We start from the raw sequence: 19,166 nt of genomic DNA, 5'->3' as shown, positions 1-19,166 counted from the left end.
GAGGGCGGTCCTCTGCTGTCGGCGAATCTGCCACGGGCAGAGAAAGTCCAGGTGGGCGGTGGTTCGTGGGGAGAGTGGGGGCAGCGGCCACCGCGGTCGCGTCAATCCTCAGGGAGGAACCGTGGCTCCACTGATCACCGGCTGGGCGCCGACGCTCGCCCCGCGTGCCGAGGAGGGTGACACCCCGCCGTCACGCTTCGACGACCATCTCGCCGCGCAGCTGCTCGCGCAGCGGATCGTCTTCCTCGGCACCCAGGTCGACGAGGTCTCCGCGAACCGGGTCTGCGCGCAGCTGCTGGTGCTGTCGGCGGAGGACCCGCGCACCGACATCAGTCTGTACATCAACAGCCCGGGCGGTTCGGTGACCGCGGGTCTCGCCATCTACGACACGATGCGGCTGATCCCGAACGACGTGGCGACGCTGGCGATGGGTTTCGCGGCGAGCATGGGCCAGTTCCTGCTGAGCGTGGGCACGCGCGGGAAGCGGTTCGCGCTGCCCAACGCGCGGATCATGATGCACCAGCCGTCGGCGGGCATCGGCGGCACCACCGCGGACATCGAGATCCAGGCGGAGAACCTGGAGTTCACCAAGAGGGCCATCGAGCGGATCACCGCGGAGCACACCGGCCAGTCCGAGGAGACGATCTCCCGGGACGGCGACCGCGACCGCTGGTTCACGGCCGAGCAGGCCAAGGAGTACGGGATGGTCGACCGGGTCGTCGAGTCGCTCGACGACGTACGGCCGGCCGCGACCCGCCGACGGATGGGGCTGCAGTGATGGGGACGTACACCATTCCGAACGTGGTCGAGCGGACGCCGCAGGGCGAGCGGTCGTACGACGTGTTCAGCCGGCTGCTGTCCGAGCGGATCATCTTCCTCGGCACGGAGATCGACGACGGGGTGGCCAACGTCGTCATCGCGCAGCTGCTCCATCTGGAGTCGTCGGCGCCGGAGAGCGAGATCGCGATCTACATCAACTCGCCCGGGGGATCGTTCACTTCCCTGATGGCGATCTACGACACGATGACGTTCGTGCAGGCGCCGATCTCGACGTTCTGCGTCGGGCAGGCGGCCTCCACGGCGGCGGTGCTGCTGGCCGGCGGGGACCCCGGGCGGCGGTTCGTACTGGAGCACGCGCGGGTGCTGCTGGGGCAGCCGGCGAGTGGTGGCCGGCAGGGCACGGTCTCCGACCTCTCCCTTCAGGCCAAGGAGATGGTGCGGATCCGTGCGCAGGTCGAGGGGGTTCTCGCCCGGCATACGCACCGTGATGCGGGGGAGCTGCGGGCCGACATGGATCGGGACAAGGTGTTCACGGCGGAGGAGGCGGTGGCGTACGGGCTGGCGGACGAGGTGTTGGGTCGGCGGGTGGTGGGTGACTGAGGGCCCGCCGACCGGGTGGGGTACATCGCTTGTGTGGCGGCTGCGGGGCTGATTGTGGTTGCTCGCGCAGTTCCCCGCGCCCCTTTGGGGCGCGGGTGGTGAGCCTGGTCAGGCTGCGAGGCACAGCCCGTTGTAGGGGGCGTTGGTCGTCCTGCGGGTGTGGGGCGTATGGCGGGTCAGTTCGGTCTGGGCCAGGGAGAGTAGGTCGCCCAGGCTCAGGCCGAGGGCCTGGGCGGCGGCCGCGAGGACCTCGGACGAGGCCTCCTTGCGGCCCCGTTCCACCTCGGAGAGGTACGGCATCGAGATCCGCGCCGTGTCGGCCACGTCCTTCAACGTGCGTTCCTGGGCGAGCCGTTCGCGCCGGAGGACGTCACCGACGAGGTCGCGCCACAGGGGTTCCTTGGCGGGTGGGCCGCCGGCGGGAGGGGCCACTGTCGGGCGTAGCGGGATGACTCGGGCTTCGTTCGGCGCTTGTCGGCTCACTTCTTCAGCGTAGGAACTCCGAGCGGGAGGGGAAGGGGGCGGCGTTCCGCCCTCAGGGAAATCCCGGTCCCGCACCGGACGTCACTGGCCGATGCGGCCGTCGATGCGTTCGCGCAGGAAGTCGGCGTGGCCGTTGTGGCGGGCGTACTCCTCGATCATGTGGACGAGGACCTCGCGGAGGGCGATGGGCTCGTCGTCGTGGCGGCCGGTGATGCCCAGGTCGGGGGCCGCGGCGACGAACCGCTCGGCGAAGTCGACCTCGGAGCGCCAGGTCTCCCAGGCGTCGGCGACGGCCTCGGGGTCGGCCACGGCATCGTTGAAGTCCCCATCGGGGTCGTCTCCGGCGCGGTAGTGGCGTGGCTCCCGCTGTCCTGCCAACGCCTCGCGGAACCAGTACTGTTCCACGCCGGCCAGGTGGCGTACGAGCCCCAGCAGCGACATGTCGGACGGCGGCACCGAGCGACGGGCCAGGGCCTCGGCGTCGAGCCCCGCGCACTTCAGCTCCAGGGTCAGCCGCTGGTCGCGGAGGTACCCGACCAGGGTGGCCCGCTCCCCCTCGTAGCCTCCTTCGCTGCGCGGATCCCCTTCGGGTCCGACGAACCTGTCGCCCCAGCCGGGCTTCCGCTCCGGCAGGGGCTGTTCGTCGGGCCGCGTCTCAAGACTGTCACTCATGCGGAGGAGCATCGGCGGTCGTCGCACCGGTGCGCCACCGCTTTTCCGCCGGTCAGCCCTTCCGGTTGCTTCTGGTGGGCATCAACTGCTCGCGCAGTACGGTGAGTTGGTGGGAGGTGTCGACGGCCCGTGTCTCGTCCAGAGTCGTCAGGGCGAGGAGCAGCACATCCGCCACGACGAGCGCGGTGAGCGCCTCCGAGGTGATGCCCGTGGGGGTGTGCGGTGCGGTCAGGACGGCGTCCACGCGGTCGCCGAACTCCTCTCCGAGTTCGTCGGTGACGAGGACGACCCGCGCCCCGACCGCTCGCGCGCGTTCGACGAGCACGGTCAGCTCGTGCAGGGCACGCCCGGGTTGGAAGATCACCACGGCGTCGCCCTGACGCAGCGCCAGCAAATGGTCGGCGAGGGCGAACCCGGTGGCGCCGGAGAAGCGGGACCGGCGGTCGATGCGGCCCAGCGCCAACGACAGGTGGCGGGCGGCCGGTTCGGAGGCGGCGATCCCGAAGCAGTGGATCTCCCCGGCGTCGGCGAGCGCGGCCACGGCGGCACGCAGGGCGTCCGGCTCGGTCAGCCGCCGGGTCTGCTCGATGCGTTCCTGGGCCTCGTCGATCACATCGCTCCAGATGCCGTCGAGGTCCGGGCCGACATGGGCGATGCGCTGCTTCAGCCGCACCTCGGGCGCCACGGCCGCGGTGAAGCCGGTGGCCAGTTCACGCTTGAGGGCGGGCAGACCGGCGTAGCCGAGACGCTGGAGCGCGCGGACCACGGTGGCGTTGCTGGTCCCGCTGGCCGTGCCGAGCTCCTGGGCGCCGGCGAAGAGGAGTTGCTCGACGGGGGCGCTGGCGAGGTACTGGGCGACCGCGCGCTCGGAGGCGGACAGGCTCTCCCAGTGGTCACGGACCGCCGCGCGGAGCCGGGCCAGCCCGTCTCCGAGATCCCCGTGATCTGAAATTTTCATTACAGACATTGACTTCCTTGTGACGGCCGTTACTCTCCTGGACAACGCATTCCAAGAGGAGAGATTCTCGTAACCGACGTTACAGCACGTCGGGGGTACGGGCAGCTCTCCGTCGCGAGGAGAAGAATGGCATCCCCCTCTGCCCCGGCAGCCCCCTCATCCCGCTCCCTCCCCCTGGTCGAGATCTCCGGCGCTCCCCTGGAGCGCGGGCGGCAGTACGGCGAGGCCGTGCGGCCCCAACTGCACGCGGCGCTCGCCTACTACGAGGAGGCCTTCGGTCACGCCGCCGGGCTGACCTGGGACCAGGTCACCGCCCGCGCGTCCCGCTGGCAGGAACCGGTGGACGCGTACGCACCCCAGCTGTTGGAGGAGATGCGGGGCATCGCCGACGGGGCGGGCGTGACGCTCCTGGACGTGCTGGCGCTCAACGCCCGTGGCGAGGTCCTCTACGACCAGTCGTTCGCGACGATGGTGTCCGAGTCCGCGTCGGAGGAGACGGTCGCCGAGGAGCGGGTCGAGGGCTGCACCTCGTTCGCCCTGTACGGGCCGGCCAGCGGCGACGGTCATGTGTGGGCCGGGCAGAACTGGGACTGGCGGGCGGGTGTGGGCGACACGGTCGTCATGCTGCGGATCGTGCAGCCCCCCGCGCCGACGCTGATCATGCAGGTCGAGGCCGGGCAGGTCGGCCGCCAGGGCGCCAACTCGGCGGGCATCGCGCTCAACGCCAACGGTCTGGGCGGACGGTTCGACGACAGCGTCGGCCTGCCGCAGACCGTGGTCCGCCGCAGCGTCCTGGACCAGGCGAGTATCACGGACGCGCTGGACGTGCTGTGCCGCACCCGGGCGCACATCGCCTCCAACGCGCTGCTGACCTGCCGTGAGGGCTTCGCCATCGATCTGGAGACCACGCCCGCCGGGCACGGCTGGATGCACGCGCGGGACGGGCTCCTGGTGCACGGCAACCACTACCAGGCGGGGGTCCCCGCGGCCATCGCCGCCGACTACCGCCCGTTGTCCTCGGACTCGCTGGTGCGCGTACCCCGCGCCGAGCAGGGTCTGCAGGCGCTGCGCGGGTCCACCGGGCCCGACGAGTCCCGCAAGCTGATCAAGCAGGCCATGTCCGACCACCTCGGACTGCCCGAGTCGTTGTGCACCCACCCCGATCCGCGCCGGCCCGTCGTGGAGCACTGGACCACGCTGGTCTCCTCCTGCGTGGACCTGACCAGCGGCGACTACCACGTGACCGCGGGCACCCCCTGCGACCGCGACTACCAACACCTGCCGTGGAACCTCTACGACGGCCCGCACGGCGCCCCCTCCACCGACTGTCCCAGCTGAGAGCACAGGAGTTCATCCGATGGCGATGACGATGCAGATGACGATGACAGGGACGATGACAACGTACAAGCGGAGAGCGGTGACCGCCGGGCTGGCCGCCGCGGGTCTGCTCACGACCGTCGGTTGCAGCGGCGCCGACACGGCCGCCACCGGCGGCGCACCGGCCGACGCCGCGAAGCTGAAGCTCACCGCCACCACGCCCGCCGCCCAGGGCGCGGTGGCGAAGGTGAACTGGCTGCTGGAGGACGAACCCGATTCCCTGGACCTCGACACACAGGGCACCAGCGCCGGCCGTGTCGTCCTCACCAACGTCTGCGAGCGGCTCTACCAGCTGCAGCCCGACATGACGATCAAGCCCTTCCTCGCCGAGAAGGCCGCCACGCCCGACGACAGGACGCTCGTCCTGACCGTGCGGGACGGCGTCACCTTCCACGACGGCTCCGCGCTCACCGCCGACGACGTGCTCTGGAGTCTGAAGCGGCACGCCGACCCGGACATGGAGCAGAGCGACGAGTTCCCCAACGTCGCCTCCATGGAGAAGACCGGCGCCGACGAGATCACCATCCGCTTCAAGAAGCCCGACGCCCTGTTCACCAAGGCGCTCGCCGGCGACGCCGGCATCGTCTGGAACAAGGAGCAGGTGGAGAAGGCCGGCGAGGACTTCGGCACCCCGGGCCAGACCGACGCCTGCTCGGGCCCGTACGCGCTGACGGGCTGGAAGTCCGGTGACTCGATCACCATCCGGGCCTACGACGGCTACTGGGGAGAGAAGCCGCTCACCCAGGAGGTCGTCTTCCGCTGGGCGGCCGACAGCGCCCTGGTCAACGCGCTGAAGACCGGTGCCGCCGACGGCACGTTCGCCGAGTCGCCGAACACCGCCTCCGCCCTGCGCGGCGTCAAGGGACTCACCCAGTACTACGGCCTCTCCACCGCGACCCTCGATCTCATCCCTACCGAGCGGGGCGGGCTCAAGGACCCGAAGATCCGCAAGGCGCTGTCGCTGGCGCTCGACCGGGCGGGTATCGCCAAGTCCGGCTACGGCGGGTTCGTCGAGCCCTGGGCCAGCCCCGTGGGCTCCGGTTCCTGGGGCTATGCGAAGACCGAGTTCACCGCCGCACAGAAGGAGTTGGCGGCCACCTCGCCCGCCTCGCCCGACGCCGACGACATCGCCGAGGCCAAACGGCTGATCAAGGAGGCGGGGGCGCCCACCGAGCCGATCGTCATCGGCACGGACGCCACCCAGGGCCGCACGGTCGTCGCCAACGCCGTACGGGCCGCGCTCCAGCGGATCGGGCTCAAGGGCACGATCAAGACGGTGCCCACCGCACAGTTCGAGGAGTTCTACAGCGATCCGCAGGCCCGTGCCGAGATCGATGTGCTGGTCGCGGACTGGTACATCTCCAAGTCCGACCCGATGGGCTTCTACGACAACGGCCTGTCCGACTCTTCCAACAACTGGGTCGGCTTCAAGGACGCCACGTACGACGAGAAGGTGCGCCAGGCGCTGGGCACCCTCGACGACGACGAGCGGGCGACCCTCGCCATCGATGTGCAGAAGCTGTTCGCGGACGCCGCCGTGTGGATCCCCGTGGCGCAGGTGCCCTCGGTGCTGGTGCTCGACGACGAGTTGACCGGGGCGCCCGCCTCGCAGGCGTACCTCTACTACCCGTGGGCGGCCGGGCTCGGCGCCAAGAAGGGCTGAGTGCGCGATGCCCGTCCGTCTGGCGCGGCTGCTGGCCGGATTCCTGGCCACGCTCTTCGCCGCCTCGTTCGTCATCTTCGCCGCCGTGTACGCGGCGCCCGGCGATCCCGCCGTCTTCCTGGCCGGCGGCCGCGACAAGCTCACCCCCGAGCGGCTCGCGGCCGTCCGCGCCCAGTACCACCTCGACGAGCCGCTGGTCGTGCAGTACGGCCGCTGGCTGTGGGACTGCCTGCATCTCGACCTCGGCCGCTCCTTCAAGTACAGCGACCAGGTGTCCGACCTGCTCGCGGCCCGCCTGCCGACGACGCTGGCGCTGGTCGCCTACGCGACGCTGCTGTTCGTCGTGCTCGGGGTGGGCGCGGGCGTCCTGGCGGCGGTGAAGCAGTCGACGTGGGTGGACTCGGCGGTCGTGGGCGGGACGACGCTCGCCGCGTCGGTGCCGTCGTTCGTCGCCGCGATCGCGCTCGTGTCGGTGTTCGGGGTGCAGCTGGGCTGGTTCCCGGTGACGGGCAGCGGCAACGGTTTCGCCGGCACCGTGCACCATCTGACGCTGCCCGCCCTGTCGTTGGCGCTCGGCGCGCTCGCGCTGATCAGCCGGGTCACCCGGCAGGCCATGGCGGAGGCCGCCGCCTCCGACCACGTCGAGGCGGCCCGTGCCTCCGGCATCCCGGAACGGGAGATCGTCCGCCGCCATGTGCTGCGCAACGCGCTCGGCCCGATCGTCACCATGTGCGGGCTGGTCATGGCGGGGATGCTCGCCGGGACGGTCGTCGTGGAGACCGCGTTCGGCATGAGCGGTATCGGCTCGCTGCTCGTCGGCGCGATCAACACCCATGACTTCCCGGTGGCGCAGGCCGTTCTGCTGCTGATGGTCACCGGTTACATCGCCGTCACCACCGTCGTGGACCTGGTTCATCCGCTCCTCGATCCGCGCGTCCGCGAGGAGGCCCGCACCACATGACCACGCTCACCCTCACCCCGGTCGGGCTACGGTCCCGCCGCCCCGTCGGCGTCACGGTCGCCGCCGGATTCCTGGCCCTGGTCGTCCTGGCCGCCGCGCTGGCTCCGCTGCTCGCGCCGTACGCGCCCGACGCGATCGACCTGTCCGCGTCGCTCGCCGGGACCAGCGGCGACCACCTCCTGGGCACCGACGCCTCCGGGCAGGACCTGCTCTCGCGCGTCCTGTACGGCGCCCGCACCAGCCTGATCGCTCCGCTGCTGCTGCTCGCGGTGGCCGCGCTGCTCGGCGTCACCCTCGGGGTGCTCGCCGCATGGCGCGGCGGCTGGGTCGACACGTTCGTCTCCCGGCTCACGGACGTCATGTACGCCTTCCCCGGGCTGCTGTTCACCGTCCTGATCATCGCGGTCTTCGGCGCCGGCATGACCACGTCCGTGCTGGCCCTCGGGCTCGCGTACACGCCGACCGTCGCCAAGTACACCCGCTCAGTCGCCCTCTCCGAGGCCCGCAAGCCGTATGTGGACGCCTACCGGGTGCAGGGCATGGGCGGTGCCCGGATCTGCGCGTTCCACCTGGTGCCGAACCTCGGCCGGGCGGTGACCGGTTATCTGGTGGTGCTCTTCGGGGAGGCCCTGATGTCGCTGGCCACCCTCTCCTACCTCGGCTTCGGCGCTCAACCGCCCAGCTCCGACTGGGGGTTGATGGTGCAGGAGGGGCAGGCGGCCGTCGTCCAGGGCGCGTTGCTGCCCGCTCTCGTCCCGGGCACGGCCATCGCCGTGGTCGTCGTGTCGTTCAACGTGGTCGGCGTCTGGGCGGCCGACCGGCTCGGAAGGCAGGGCTGATGCTGCTCACCATCGATCATCTGACGGTCGGGATCCCGGGTGCCGCCCGTCCGGTCCTCGACGACGTCTCCCTGCGGGTCACCCCGGGTGAGGTCGTCGGCCTGGTCGGCGAGTCCGGCTCCGGCAAGTCGACGACGGCGAAGGCCGCGCTCGGTCTGCTGCCGGGCGGGGCGGGCGTCTCCGGCACGCTACGGGTGGGCGACGCGGACGTCCTCTCCCTCACCGGCGAGGAACTTCGCCGCCACCGGGCCCGCACCGTGGCGATGATCCACCAGGATCCGCGGGCCGCCCTCAACCCCGTACGCCGCATCGGTGACTTCCTCCGCGAGCGCGGAGCGGACCGGAAGGCGGCCACCGAACTCCTCGCGGCCGTGGGTCTTCCCGACCCGGAACGCCGGCTGCGGCAGCGCCCGCACGAACTCTCCGGCGGCATGCTCCAGCGTGTCGTCATCGCCGGAGCGCTCGCCGCGCGGCCCCGGCTGCTGCTGGCCGACGAGGCGACCAGCGCGCTCGACGTCACCACCCAGGCCGAGATCCTCGCCCAACTGCGCGTCCTGCGCGCCGAGACCGGTGCCGGACTCCTCTTCATCACCCACGACCTGCACCTCGCCGCCGCGTACTGCGACCGTGTCTACGTCATGTACGCGGGCCGGGTCGTCGAAGAGCGCACCGCGGCGGCCCTCTTCGCCGATCCCGCCCACCCCTACACACGCGGCCTGCTCTCCTGCTCACCGACCCTCGGCGAGACGCCACGCACCCTCCTGCCGATTCCGGGCCGCCCACCGTCCCTCGGCGACTCCTTCCCCGGCTGCCCGTTCGCGCCCCGCTGCCCGGACGCCCAGCCCGACTGCGAGAACTGGCTCCCGGAGGCGGTGTCGCTGCCGGACGGTGGGACGGCGGCCTGCCGGCGTGTACCGGCCGCCGCCGTGTCCGTCCCGGCGGCCTCGGCGGCCTCGGCGGCCTCGGCGGAAAGGACCACCACGTCATGACCGACACCTCCAGGACCCCGCCCCCAGCCACCGGCGACGGCGCCCTGCTCGTCGTCGACCAGTTGTGCAAGACGTATCCCCTGCCGGGGCGCGGCCGCCTCACCGCCGCCGAGGCGGTGTCGTTCACCGTGGCCCGTGGCGGCTCCCTCGGCATCGTCGGGGAGTCCGGTTCGGGCAAGACGACCGTGGCCCGGATGCTCGTCGGGCTCGTGCGCCCCGACTCGGGCACGGTCGCGGTCGACGGCCGCGCACGGGAAGCCCGCGCCCCACGGCGCCGGGAGGACCGGCTGGCCCGGGCCCGGGAGATCCAGATGGTCTTCCAGGACCCGTACATCTCGCTCGACCCGAGGCTGACGGCGGATCAGTGTCTGCGCACCGCGCTGCGTCTGCACGGCCGGGACGAGCACCTGGCCGCCGAGCTGCTGGACCAGGTCGGGCTCGGCGCGCGGGAGTCCGACGCGCGGCCCCGGCAGCTGTCCGGCGGGCAGCGGCAACGGCTCGCCATCGCCCGGGCCCTCGCCGTGCGCCCCCGGGTGCTGGTCCTGGACGAGGCGGTCGCCGCGCTGGACGTGTCGATCCAGGCGCAGATCCTCCACCTGCTGGACGAGATCCGCCGCGACACCGGTGTCGCCCTGGTCTTCGTCAGCCATGACCTAGCCGTGGTCCAGCACATCACCGACGAGGTGCTGGTCATGCACGGCGGGCAGGTCGTCGAGCAGGGTCCGACACGGCGGGTGCTCGGCGAACCGGCCGACCCGTACACGCGGTTGCTGCTGGCCGCCGTACCCAGGGAGGGCTGGGACCCGGACGACGCGGTCGCGGCACGGGCGGCGCTCGCCGGGTAGATGCGGAGGGCGGCCGGCGGGCGCCGAAGCAGCGGCTGTGGTTTCTGTGAACTCCCCTACACCCCTTGTTCGCGCTGTTCGGGGCGGCGATCGACGCGTGAGTCGCGGGGACTCCGGCCGCATCTGCGGTCAGGAGCTCGGGGTCCCGATCGACTCAGGGACGCTGGAGAGGGGCGCCGACTCGGTCGTGGTGGTGTCGTCCGGCGGCGAGTCGGCCGTCTTGGGGCTCTCCGACTCCGTCGCGGGCTCGGAGGTCTCCGACTCCGACGGGGCGGAGGTGGACGGGGTCACCAAGGACGACGAGGGGCACGCGCTCGCGCGCTTGTCGGCGTCCGCGTCCGGGGCGCCGTTCGGAGTCGAGGGGCACGGCTCGGGCGACTCGGAGGGCGGTTCCTCGGAGAACGTCGTCGACACCGACGGGGAGGGCTGGTTGACGGGCGGGGTGGTCTTCTTGTCCTTCTCGCCCGTGTCGCCGGAGGGGCGGCTGAACCAGTCGTCCTGGTCGGGGTCGTAGAGGATGAACACGTTGATGATCACCGTCGAGCGCTCGATGACCACGACGCTCTGCGGCCGGTACGAGGGCCAGGAGTCGCCCTTCGGCTCGGGCGTGGTCTTCAGCGCGACCGGCTGCTTCAGCGGGTTGCCGCAGGCGCAGCGCACCCGGGGCTCCCCTCGGTCGTCGACGAGGACGGCGGTACCGGCCTGGAGGACGGCCTGGTAGCTGGTGGCGGCGCCGTCGCGGTAGCCGTGGTTGGTGACGCGGGTGTCCCTGCGGAGCTGCACCGGGGTGAGCGAGCGCAGATACGCCGGTACGTCGGAGGACTTGATGCCGAGTACGGCGGCGAACGCGTTGTTCTTGGCGGGGTTCGCCTGGAGCGCCTTGATCTGCTTCTCGACGTCGCAGCTGGCCTTGTTGCGGGTGCCGCCGTAGAGGCCGGGGGCCGAACCGTCCACGGCACGTGTCACGTTGGCGGGTTCCGACCTGCTCGGTGTCGCCGTGGGGGCCTCGGGCGGGGTGGAACTGTCCGTCGCCGTCGACTCGGTGAACGGGTCGGGGCCGGTCTTGCCCGCGGCCTGGAGGAAGACCTCGCCGTCGGCCGAGCCCCCCGAGTCGTCCGAGCGGGTGAGGACGATGATCAGGACCACGGCGACGACGGCCGCGGTGACCATGAGGGCGATACGGGGAGCGGACCGCCACCACGGATGACCGGGGCTGCCGGGCCCCTGCCCGGAGTCGCCGGAGCCTCCGCCGGGCCCACCTGGGCCACCGGGTCCTCCCCGGCCCGAGTCGTCGCTCGGCGGTTCCGGTGGCACCTGACCGCTCGGCCGCGTCGGGCCGGGCGGGGTGGAGCTGGGTTGCGACGGCCCGGACAGCGGGCCGGAGGGCGGTCCGGCCGGGCGGCCGGAGGACGGTTCTTCGACGCTCACGGGTCTTCTCCCGCCGTAGGGATTCTGCGGCGATTCACATATTTGGGGCCGTTTTCTTCCACAACAGGCCCATTGTGTGCTCTGGCTCCGTGCCGCCCGCAAGCCGAGGGGACTCGGCCCTCCCGGCGCGCGGAGTGCCTCCGCCGTGCTTAGCGTGGCAAGAGTGAGTCCCCAGACCCTGCGTCCTCAGCGAACGGTGCCCGAGCGGGTGGCCGCCCGCCATGGCTGGCTCCAGGCCCTCGGAACGGTCCTGGCCGGGCTGATCGCGATGATCGTGACGGCATCCCTCGGGCTGTGGGCGGCGGGTGCGGCGGATCTGCCCGACAACGCCTTCCCACGGGTCGTGGCGGCCACCGTCGTGACGGCGGTCGGTGGCACGATCGAGCTCTCCGGCGGCGCCGGATCCATCGCCGAGACCCAGGCGGGCCTGACCGTGATCCCGCTGTCGGTGACCCTGGTCGGCGCGCTGGTGATCGCCGCCGGGTTCCTGCGGCCCCTGCGCCACCGGGCGGTCGCGGGGGCGACCGAACTCGCGGGCTGGGCCGCCCGCATCGCCGTCCTGTGGCTGGCGGCGCTGATCGGCCTCGCGCTCGCGGCCCGGCAGACCTTCGACATCTCGCTCGGCGACGTGGGCGACCTCTTCGGCGCCTCCGCCGATGTGGGGTTCGAGACGGCCATGGCACCGACCTTGTTCTTCGGACTGCTGTGGCTGGCCGGGGTCCTCGTCCTGGCGTTGCTGGTGTCTCCCGGGGCGGCGCTTCCGGCGCGGCTGCTGCGGTTCCAGGAGTCGGTACGGCCGGCCGCGTACGCGATGGTCGGCCTGCTGCTGGCCTACGTCGGTCTCGGGCTGGTGATCGGCGTGGTCGTGGCGCTGACCCGTGGGCATGCCGCCGAGACTGCCGCGGTGATCCTGCTGGGCCTGCCGAACGTGGTGTGGCTGACCTTCACAATCGGTCTGGGCGCCACCTGGGACAGCCAGGTCGAGGGGCCCTTCGGGCTGCCGATGCCGAAGCTGCTGGACGAGGTGATGCGCGGGCCCGACGTCTCCACGTTGAACTTGAACTCTCTCGCGGAGTACGACGGCAGGGTGTGGTGGCTCGTGGTCGTCAACGCCGTGCTGCTGATCGTCGCCGCGTTCGTGATGGCGGCCCGCTCCCCGGCCCGGGTACGGCTGTGGCAGCACGCTGTGCACATGGCGGCCGCCCTCGCGCTCACCGTCCTGATGATCTGCCTCGTCGCCCGCGTCTCCGCCCACTACGGACTGTCGGTACTCGGCATCGGCGACCTCGGCGGCGACCTGGGCGGTGAGCTGTTCCTGCGAGCCCGGCTGTGGGCCGCGCTGGGGCTCGCCGTGCTGTGGGGGCTGGTGACCGGGTTCCTGGGCGGGGCGCTGGCGAAGGGGGTGCGGCGGCGGGGTGCGGTCGGCGCGGACGCCGACCGCCGGTAGGTGGGGCGGGCGCTGTGCGGCGCCCGCCCCGGATGTCGGCCGCTCGGTTGGTCCCCGGAGAGCCGAACGTCGGTGTCCATCCCGAAGGGGCAAGTCCCCAAACGGCGACCAGGCGCCGTCCCTCACCCCTCCAATGGCGTCAGGCCCGCCGCGCGGCGGGCGAGGAGAGAGGCACAGATCTCCCCGGCGCGTACGGCGGTGGTGGACAGCAGGGTCGAAGTGAGGCCGTGGGTGTGTTCGGTACCGCCCTGGAGATAGATGTCGGCCGAGACATTGGGCGCGGTCGCCACCCGGTGGTCGCGGCCGACCCGGAGCGCGTCCTCGTCGTCGCGCAGGCAGAGTTTGCCGATCTCCCCCAGGTTGTCGCCGAGGCCCTGGGGTTGGTAGCCGGTGGCGTAGACGAGGAGGTCGGAGGAGAGGATCTCGCGCTCCCCCGTCGGCAGGAACTCCACGGTCACCTTGACGTCGTCCGCGCCCGCCTCCACCTCGCGCAGCCGGGAGACGTTCATCATCCGCAGCCGCTCCCGGCCCTGGACCTTCTCCTGGTACATGGCCCGGGACAGGGACTCGATCAAGTCCATGTCCACGACGGAGTAGTTGGTGCTGCGGTGGTAGTCGAAGAGCGACTGTTTCACCTCGCGGGGCGCGTCGTAGTACAGGTCGACGGCCTCGGGGTCGAAGATCTTGTTGGCGAAGGGGCTGTCGTCGGCGGGTGTGTAGCCGTACTTGGCGAAGACGGAGCAGATCTCGGCTTCGGGGAAGTTGCGGTGGAGGTAGTCCACGGCCTCCGCCGCGCTCTGGCCGGCGCCGAGGACGACGGCGCGGCGTACCGGCTGCCCGGAGCGCCGGACCTGGTCGACGCGGTGCAGCAACTGGCTGGTGTGCCAGACCTGTTCGGACAGTGCGGCGCCGGGCGGGAGGTGCGGTTCGAGGCCGGTGGCCACGCAGATGCTGCGGGCGCGGCGGACAATGAACTGTTCCGGATCGCCGGGGTCGCGGCTGGTGACGTCGAAGTAGCGGATCTCGCCGTCCCGGGTGACGGGGCGCACGGAGACGACCTCGGCGGAGTACTCGACGAGGTGCGCCACGCGGGCGGCGGCCCATTCGAAGTAGTCGTGGAACTCGATGCGCAGCGGGAAGAGGGTCTTGAGGTTGAGGAAGTCGACGAGCCGGCCCCGGTCGCGCAGGTAGCACAGGAAGCTGAAGTCGCTGGTGGGGTCACGCATCGTCACCAGGTCCTTCAGGAAGGACACTTGCATCGTGGCGTCGTCGATGAGCATGCCGCGGTGCCATCCGAACCGGGGTTGCCTCTCCAGGAAACCGACCCGAAGCCCCTCCCCCGCAACGGAGTTGACGGAGTGTTCGTGGAGCGCGATGGCGAGTGCGAGATTCGATGGCCCGAATCCGATACCCAGTACGTCATAGATGGAATCCGGCCCGGTCTGCAGCGTCGTCACCGCGTCATCGCCTCCCATAAGCGGGGGTCATAGGTTGTCCCAAGCTGGAGCACAGCCTCCCCCAAGCAGACACATGTTAGATAAGGTAAGCCTTACCTAGCAACGGCTGAGGAGGGCTCATATGCGGGTCGTCATGTTCGGGTACCAGACCTGGGGACACCGAACGCTGCAGGCTCTGCTGGACTCCGGACACGAGGTGGTACTGGCTGTCACCCATCCGAAGAGCGACCACGCGTACGAAAAGATCTGGAGCGACTCGGTCGCCGATCTCGCCGAACAGCACGGTGTGCCGGTGCTGTTGCGCAACCGGCCGGACGACGACGAACTCCTGCGCACGCTCAAGGAGGTCGATCCGGATCTCATCGTGGCGAACAACTGGCGCACCTGGCTGCCGCCCGAGATCTTCGACCTGCCGCCGCACGGCACGCTCAACATCCACGACTCGCTGCTCCCGACCTACGCGGGTTTCTCCCCTCTCATCTGGGCCCTGATCAACGGTGAGAAGGAGGTGGGTGTCACCGCCCACCGTATGGACGCCGAACTCGACATGGGCGACGTCCTGTTGCAGCGCTCGGTGCCGGTCGGGCCGCACGACACAGCCACGGACCTGTTCCACCGCACGGTCGACCTGATCGGCCCGCTCGTCACCGACTCGCTCGAACTCATCGCCTCCGGCAAGGCGGTGTGGACGCCCCAGGACCGCTCCCGGTCGAGTTTCTTCCACAAGCGGTCCCTGGAGGACAGCCGCATCGACTGGACCTGGCCCGCAGAGGACCTGGAGCGGTTCGTACGGGCCCAGTCCGACCCGTATCCCAACGCGTTCACCCACCACCGCGGCGAGCGCATCCGCATCATCTCGGCCGCCGTCTCCGAGGGACGCTACGGCGGTACGCCGGGACGGATCTTCATCCACGAGGGCGACGGCGTCGTCATCGTCGCCGGCGCCGAGGCGCGCTCCGGGCGGCTGCCGGGGCTCGTGGTGAAGCGGGTACGGACGGAGGACGGCACGGAGTACGCGGCGACGGACTACTTCCGCACGATGGGCGGATATCTGACGTCCCGTCCGTGATCGCCTCCGGGCCCGTGATCGCCTCCGGGCCCGTGACCGTCGCGGGCCCGTGACCGTCGCGGGCCCGTGAGGGACTCTCACACCACCCCCTGGGGCACCCCCGGCTTCGTGTCAGCCGGTGGTGCCCGACACGGGCACCGCGGCGGACTCCGTGCCCTCGTGGTGGCGGCCCATCGGGATGACCATGGGCGTGCGGCTGACGGGGTCCTCGCCGACGACACAGCGCAGTCCGAAGACGTCCTCGACCATCGCGGCGGTGATGACGTCGGCGGGGGCGCCCTCGCCCGCGATGCGCCCGTTCTTCATGGCGATGATGTGGTCGGCGTAGCGGCAGGCCTGGTTGAGGTCGTGCAGCACCATGACGACGGTGCGGCCCTGGTGCCGGTTGAGATCGGTGACCAGGTCGAGGACATCGATCTGGTGGGCGAGGTCGAGATACGTCGTCGGCTCGTCGAGAAGCATCACCGGGGTGCCCTGGGCGACGGCCATGGCGATCCAGGCGCGCTGGCGCTGTCCGCCGGAGAGTTCGTCGACGGGCCGGTGGGCGAGATCGGTCATGGCGGTGGCTCTGAGCGCCTCGTGCACGGCCTCCTCGTCGCTCTCCGACCACTGCCGCCACCACGTCTGATGCGGTGAACGGCCGCGCCCCACCAGGTCGATGACGGTCAGCCCCTCGGGCGCGACGGGCGTCTGCGGGAGGATGCCGAGCTTCTGGGCGAGGGTGCGGGTCGGGATGGAGTGCACCGAGCGGCCGTCGAGGTGGACGGCGCCCGCCTTGGGGGTCAGCAGCCGGGCCAGCGCGCGCAGCAGGGTGGACTTTCCGCAGGCGTTGGCGCCGACGATGGCGGTGACGCGGCCGGTGGGGATCACCAGGTCGAGGTCCTCGACGACGATCCGGTCGTCGTAGGCCAGGCGCAGGCCCTCGGCGCGCAGGTCGGGGCCGTCGACGGGACCGTCCGTGCGGTCGCCCGTGCGACTGCCGACGCCAGCGTCGACGCGGCCGTCCCGCTTCGTGGCCGGTTCGTACTTCGATGACACGTCTTCAGCCTCCTGAACCGGCGCGGTTGGCGCGGATGAGCAGCCACAGCAGTACGGGTGCGCCGAGCACACCGGTGACGACCCCGACCGGGAGTTCCGTGTCCGGGACGACCTTCCGGGCGGCGAGGTCGGACACGAGCACCATCACGGCGCCCGTGAGCCCCGCCGCGACGGGCGGTGGGAACGGGGTGCCGGCCAGGCGCTGGGCGACCTGAGGCGCGGCGAGCGCCACGAAGGCGACCGGCCCGGCGGTGGCCGTGCCGAAGGCCACCAGTCCGACGGCGATGAGCAGGACGGCCACCCGGACGACCTGGACGCGGGTGCCCAGGCCCCGGGCGACGTCGTCCCCGAGTTGCAGGGTGCGGATCTGCCGGCCGAGCAGGATCGCCAGGGGCACCAGCACGGCCATGGTGAGGGCGAGCGGGCCGATCTGTTCCCAGGTGCGGCCGTTGAGGTTGCCGACGAGCCAGCCGAGGGCCGCCTGCGCCTGGAACCGCTGGCCGCGGGCCATGAGGTAGTCGGTGACGCTGGTGCAGATCCAGGCGATGCCGATGCCCACCAGGACGATCCGGTACCCGGTCGTACCGCGCTTCCAGGCCAGGACGTACACCAGCAGCCCGGCGACCAGCGCGCCGAGCAGGCCCAGCGCCTGGGTGCTCAGGCCCCCGTCCCAGCCGAGGACGATCCCGGCGACGACCGCCGTGCCGGCGCCCTGGGTGATGCCCATCATGTCGGGGCTGGCCAGCGGGTTGAGAGTGACCGTCTGGAGGAGGGCACCGGAGATGCCGAACGCGATGCCGACGAGCAGCCCGGCCAGGGCGCGCGGCAGGCGCAGTTCGTGGACGATCAGCTCGGTGGCGGGGTCGCCCGTGCCGACCAGGGCCTTCATGACGTCGGTGAGCGGGAGGTCGATGTCCCCGACGGAGGTCTCCACCGAGAACGCCAGGAAGGCGGCGGCCGCGAGGAGCAGACAGACGGCGAGCAGCCGGGGGCGTACGACGCCGGAGACGGGCGGGGCGGGCAGCCGGAAGGTGATCCGGGCGGCTGTCCGGCTCGGGGGCGGAGAGGCGGAATCCCTTGGTCCGGGAGCGAGTTCGGTCGTCATATGCTCACGGCTCCACGCGTTCGGTCGTCATCGGCGCACAGCTCCGCGCGTTCCTCTTCGGATTCGGTCGTCATCGGCTCACGGCTCCACACCGTTCGTTCGTCGCGGGCCGGCGGCTCCACGGATGCGAAAGCCACAGGTGGGCGGCTCCACGGATACGCATGGGCGGGGGCTCCACGGATACGGAGGTCACGGGCCGGCAACTCCACGGTCGAGAAGTCATGGTTCACAGCTCCGCGAGTCGGCGGCGGCGGACCAGCGCGATGAAGAAGGGGCCGCCGATGAAGGCGACGAGGATGCCGGCCTGGACCTCGGTCGGACGGGCGATCAGCCGGCCGGCGATGTCGGCGGCCAGGAGGAGGCAGGGGGCGAGGACGGCGGACAGGGGCAGCAGCCAGCGGTGGTCCGGGCCGATGCCGGCCAGTTGGGCGAGGACGCGGGCGATGTGCGGGACGACCAGGCCGACGAAGACGACGGGCCCGATGACGGCGACCGCTCCCCCGGTGAGCAGGGTGATGGCGACGACGCCCTGGACGCGGACCAGGCCGAGCTTGAGCCCGAGCGACTTCGCGACGTCGTCGCCGAGCGCGAGGCTGTTGAGAGCCGGTGCGCAGGCGAGGGCGAGGAGCGCGCCGACGGCCAGGAACGGCAGGACACGGAAGAGGACTTCCTCGTCCTGGTTGGCGAGGGAGCCCGCGTTCCAGAAGCGGTAGCGGTTGAGGGCGTCCGGGTCGGTCAGCGCGATGGCGCTGGTCAGCGAGAACAGCAGGGAGGTCACGGCGACACCGGCGAGGGCGAGCTTGACCGGCGTGGAGCCGGACCGCCCGAGACCGCCGAGGAGGTACACCAGGACACTGGCGACGAACGCGCCGCCGAAGGCGAACCAGATGTACCCGTACACGGAGGAGATACCGAGCACACCGACCGACAGGACGACCGCGAAGGCCGCGCCCGCGCTGACTCCGAGAATGCCCGGGTCCGCGAGCGGATTGCGGGTCAGCGCCTGCATTAGCGCGCCCGACAGACCGAGGGCGGCTCCGGTGGCGAGGCCGAGGGCGGTGCGTGGCAGGCGTACGGACCAGATGACGCTGTCGATGCGGGAGTTCGGGGCGTCGCCGAGCAGGGTGTGCCAGACCTGGTCGAGGGGGACGCCCAGGGCGCCGAACGCCATCGACAGGGCGCACAGCGAGAGCAGGGCCGCACCCGAGAGCACGAGCAGCAGTACCGCGCGGGGGCCTTTCGCCGCCCGGACCGTCGAGGTCCCCACGTCCACAACTTCCTTTGATGAGGCTTGCCTTAACTGTAGGGCGAGTGCCCGTTGAACTGTAGGTCTTCCGCCGATTGCCGTCCCGCGCTCCTGGGAAGTCTCCATGAGCACCCTGTGAATTAGGTAACCCTTACCTTAGTATGTCGGCGACCCCGGCCCAGGGCCGGGACCCCGACCCGCTGGGGAGG

General features: G+C 71.2%; 18 protein-coding genes. 10 read left to right on the top strand and 8 right to left on the bottom strand.

The features are described 5' to 3' along the window. The first annotated feature begins 121 nt into the window (after positions 1-121). Positions 122-778 carry an ATP-dependent Clp protease proteolytic subunit gene (locus tag JIX55_RS47055; protein WP_257561766.1) on the top strand — a complete coding sequence of 219 codons (657 nt, stop codon included), beginning with the start codon at positions 122-124 and terminating at the stop codon, positions 776-778. Continuing rightward, the gene (locus JIX55_RS47050; protein ID WP_257561767.1) at positions 778-1,380 is read left to right on the top strand and encodes a ClpP family protease; all 603 of its coding nucleotides are present in this window, start codon (positions 778-780) and stop codon (positions 1,378-1,380) included. The genes JIX55_RS47055 and JIX55_RS47050 overlap by 1 nt, the downstream gene beginning before the upstream one ends. A 108-nt stretch (positions 1,381-1,488) precedes the next feature. On the opposite strand, the gene JIX55_RS47045 is transcribed toward JIX55_RS47050, so the two are convergent. The 3 genes from JIX55_RS47045 to JIX55_RS47035 form a co-directional block, all read right to left on the bottom strand. Next, positions 1,489-1,863 (bottom strand): helix-turn-helix domain-containing protein, encoded by a 375-nt coding sequence (locus JIX55_RS47045; RefSeq protein WP_306819979.1) that lies wholly within the window; start codon positions 1,861-1,863, stop codon positions 1,489-1,491. Positions 1,864-1,944: 81 nt separating this feature from the next. Continuing rightward, positions 1,945-2,535, bottom strand: coding sequence for a DinB family protein (locus JIX55_RS47040; protein WP_257561768.1), 591 nt, complete (start codon positions 2,533-2,535; stop codon positions 1,945-1,947). 52 nt (positions 2,536-2,587) lie between these two features. Next, positions 2,588-3,493 carry a MurR/RpiR family transcriptional regulator gene (locus JIX55_RS47035; protein ID WP_257561769.1) on the bottom strand — a complete coding sequence of 302 codons (906 nt, stop codon included), beginning with the start codon at positions 3,491-3,493 and terminating at the stop codon, positions 2,588-2,590. 126 nt (positions 3,494-3,619) lie between these two features. Between JIX55_RS47035 and JIX55_RS47030 the strand changes: the two genes are divergently transcribed. From JIX55_RS47030 to JIX55_RS47005, 6 genes are read left to right on the top strand one after another with little or no spacing between them, the layout of a single operon-like run. Then, complete coding sequence (locus tag JIX55_RS47030; RefSeq protein WP_257561770.1) at positions 3,620-4,831, top strand: C45 family autoproteolytic acyltransferase/hydolase; 1,212 nt, start codon at positions 3,620-3,622, stop codon at positions 4,829-4,831. A gap of 55 nt (positions 4,832-4,886) precedes the next feature. Next, the gene (locus JIX55_RS47025; RefSeq protein WP_257561771.1) at positions 4,887-6,533 is read left to right on the top strand and encodes an ABC transporter substrate-binding protein; all 1,647 of its coding nucleotides are present in this window, start codon (positions 4,887-4,889) and stop codon (positions 6,531-6,533) included. A 7-nt stretch (positions 6,534-6,540) separates the two neighbouring features. Continuing rightward, complete coding sequence (locus JIX55_RS47020) at positions 6,541-7,494, top strand: ABC transporter permease (RefSeq protein WP_257561772.1); 954 nt, start codon at positions 6,541-6,543, stop codon at positions 7,492-7,494. Then, a complete protein-coding gene (locus JIX55_RS47015; RefSeq protein WP_257561773.1) occupies positions 7,491-8,333 on the top strand; it encodes an ABC transporter permease in 843 nt (280 codons plus the stop codon). The genes JIX55_RS47020 and JIX55_RS47015 overlap by 4 nt, the downstream gene beginning before the upstream one ends. Next, positions 8,333-9,322: an ABC transporter ATP-binding protein gene (locus JIX55_RS47010; protein ID WP_257561775.1), complete on the top strand. Its 990-nt coding sequence runs from the start codon at positions 8,333-8,335 to the stop codon at positions 9,320-9,322. Before JIX55_RS47015 ends, JIX55_RS47010 begins: the two co-directional genes overlap by 1 nt. Then, the gene (locus JIX55_RS47005) at positions 9,319-10,167 is read left to right on the top strand and encodes an ABC transporter ATP-binding protein (protein ID WP_257561776.1); all 849 of its coding nucleotides are present in this window, start codon (positions 9,319-9,321) and stop codon (positions 10,165-10,167) included. The genes JIX55_RS47010 and JIX55_RS47005 overlap by 4 nt, the downstream gene beginning before the upstream one ends. Before the next feature lie 129 nt (positions 10,168-10,296). Here the strand turns inward: JIX55_RS47005 and JIX55_RS47000 are convergent, their stop codons facing one another. After that, positions 10,297-11,595: a DUF6777 domain-containing protein gene (locus tag JIX55_RS47000; protein WP_257561777.1), complete on the bottom strand. Its 1,299-nt coding sequence runs from the start codon at positions 11,593-11,595 to the stop codon at positions 10,297-10,299. 163 nt (positions 11,596-11,758) lie between these two features. Here JIX55_RS47000 and JIX55_RS46995 point away from each other — a divergent pair, with 163 nt between their 5' ends. Beyond that, positions 11,759-13,042 carry a streptophobe family protein gene (locus tag JIX55_RS46995; protein ID WP_257561778.1) on the top strand — a complete coding sequence of 428 codons (1,284 nt, stop codon included), beginning with the start codon at positions 11,759-11,761 and terminating at the stop codon, positions 13,040-13,042. Positions 13,043-13,164: 122 nt separating this feature from the next. Here the strand turns inward: JIX55_RS46995 and JIX55_RS46990 are convergent, their stop codons facing one another. Then, the gene (locus JIX55_RS46990; RefSeq protein ID WP_257561779.1) at positions 13,165-14,499 is read right to left on the bottom strand and encodes a lysine N(6)-hydroxylase/L-ornithine N(5)-oxygenase family protein; all 1,335 of its coding nucleotides are present in this window, start codon (positions 14,497-14,499) and stop codon (positions 13,165-13,167) included. A 121-nt stretch (positions 14,500-14,620) separates the two neighbouring features. Between JIX55_RS46990 and JIX55_RS46985 the strand changes: the two genes are divergently transcribed. Then, positions 14,621-15,568, top strand: coding sequence for a methionyl-tRNA formyltransferase (locus tag JIX55_RS46985; RefSeq protein WP_257561780.1), 948 nt, complete (start codon positions 14,621-14,623; stop codon positions 15,566-15,568). A 111-nt stretch (positions 15,569-15,679) separates the two neighbouring features. Here JIX55_RS46985 and JIX55_RS46980 read toward each other — a convergent pair whose 3' ends face one another. The 3 genes from JIX55_RS46980 to JIX55_RS46970 form a co-directional block, all read right to left on the bottom strand. After that, positions 15,680-16,606 carry an ABC transporter ATP-binding protein gene (locus tag JIX55_RS46980; protein WP_443046363.1) on the bottom strand — a complete coding sequence of 309 codons (927 nt, stop codon included), beginning with the start codon at positions 16,604-16,606 and terminating at the stop codon, positions 15,680-15,682. A 4-nt stretch (positions 16,607-16,610) separates the two neighbouring features. Further along, positions 16,611-17,711 carry a FecCD family ABC transporter permease gene (locus JIX55_RS46975; protein WP_257561781.1) on the bottom strand — a complete coding sequence of 367 codons (1,101 nt, stop codon included), beginning with the start codon at positions 17,709-17,711 and terminating at the stop codon, positions 16,611-16,613. A 226-nt stretch (positions 17,712-17,937) separates the two neighbouring features. Then, the gene (locus JIX55_RS46970) at positions 17,938-18,978 is read right to left on the bottom strand and encodes a FecCD family ABC transporter permease (protein ID WP_257561782.1); all 1,041 of its coding nucleotides are present in this window, start codon (positions 18,976-18,978) and stop codon (positions 17,938-17,940) included. Between the last annotated feature and the right edge of the window lie 188 nt (positions 18,979-19,166).

The sequence above is a fragment of the Streptomyces sp. DSM 40750 genome (assembly GCF_024612035.1).
Lineage (GTDB): Bacteria > Actinomycetota > Actinomycetes > Streptomycetales > Streptomycetaceae > Streptomyces.
Note: the sequence above shows the minus strand (reverse complement) of the source record. Positions and strands in the feature narration are given on the sequence as shown.

What these genes read in the sequence shown, in the direction of transcription:
- JIX55_RS47050 (WP_257561767.1), top strand. Translation starts at nt 778, where the DNA reads ATGGGGACGTACACCATTCCGAACGTGGTCGAGCGGACGCCGCAGGGC.
- JIX55_RS47040 (WP_257561768.1), bottom strand. Translation starts at nt 2,535, where the DNA reads ATGAGTGACAGTCTTGAGACGCGGCCCGACGAACAGCCCCTGCCGGAG.
- JIX55_RS47035 (WP_257561769.1), bottom strand. Translation starts at nt 3,493, where the DNA reads ATGAAAATTTCAGATCACGGGGATCTCGGAGACGGGCTGGCCCGGCTC.
- JIX55_RS47030 (WP_257561770.1), top strand. Translation starts at nt 3,620, where the DNA reads ATGGCATCCCCCTCTGCCCCGGCAGCCCCCTCATCCCGCTCCCTCCCC.
- JIX55_RS47025 (WP_257561771.1), top strand. Translation starts at nt 4,887, where the DNA reads ATGACAACGTACAAGCGGAGAGCGGTGACCGCCGGGCTGGCCGCCGCG.
- JIX55_RS47020 (WP_257561772.1), top strand. Translation starts at nt 6,541, where the DNA reads ATGCCCGTCCGTCTGGCGCGGCTGCTGGCCGGATTCCTGGCCACGCTC.
- JIX55_RS47015 (WP_257561773.1), top strand. Translation starts at nt 7,491, where the DNA reads ATGACCACGCTCACCCTCACCCCGGTCGGGCTACGGTCCCGCCGCCCC.
- JIX55_RS47010 (WP_257561775.1), top strand. Translation starts at nt 8,333, where the DNA reads ATGCTGCTCACCATCGATCATCTGACGGTCGGGATCCCGGGTGCCGCC.
- JIX55_RS47005 (WP_257561776.1), top strand. Translation starts at nt 9,319, where the DNA reads ATGACCGACACCTCCAGGACCCCGCCCCCAGCCACCGGCGACGGCGCC.
- JIX55_RS46985 (WP_257561780.1), top strand. Translation starts at nt 14,621, where the DNA reads ATGCGGGTCGTCATGTTCGGGTACCAGACCTGGGGACACCGAACGCTG.
- JIX55_RS46975 (WP_257561781.1), bottom strand. Translation starts at nt 17,711, where the DNA reads ATGACGACCGAACTCGCTCCCGGACCAAGGGATTCCGCCTCTCCGCCC.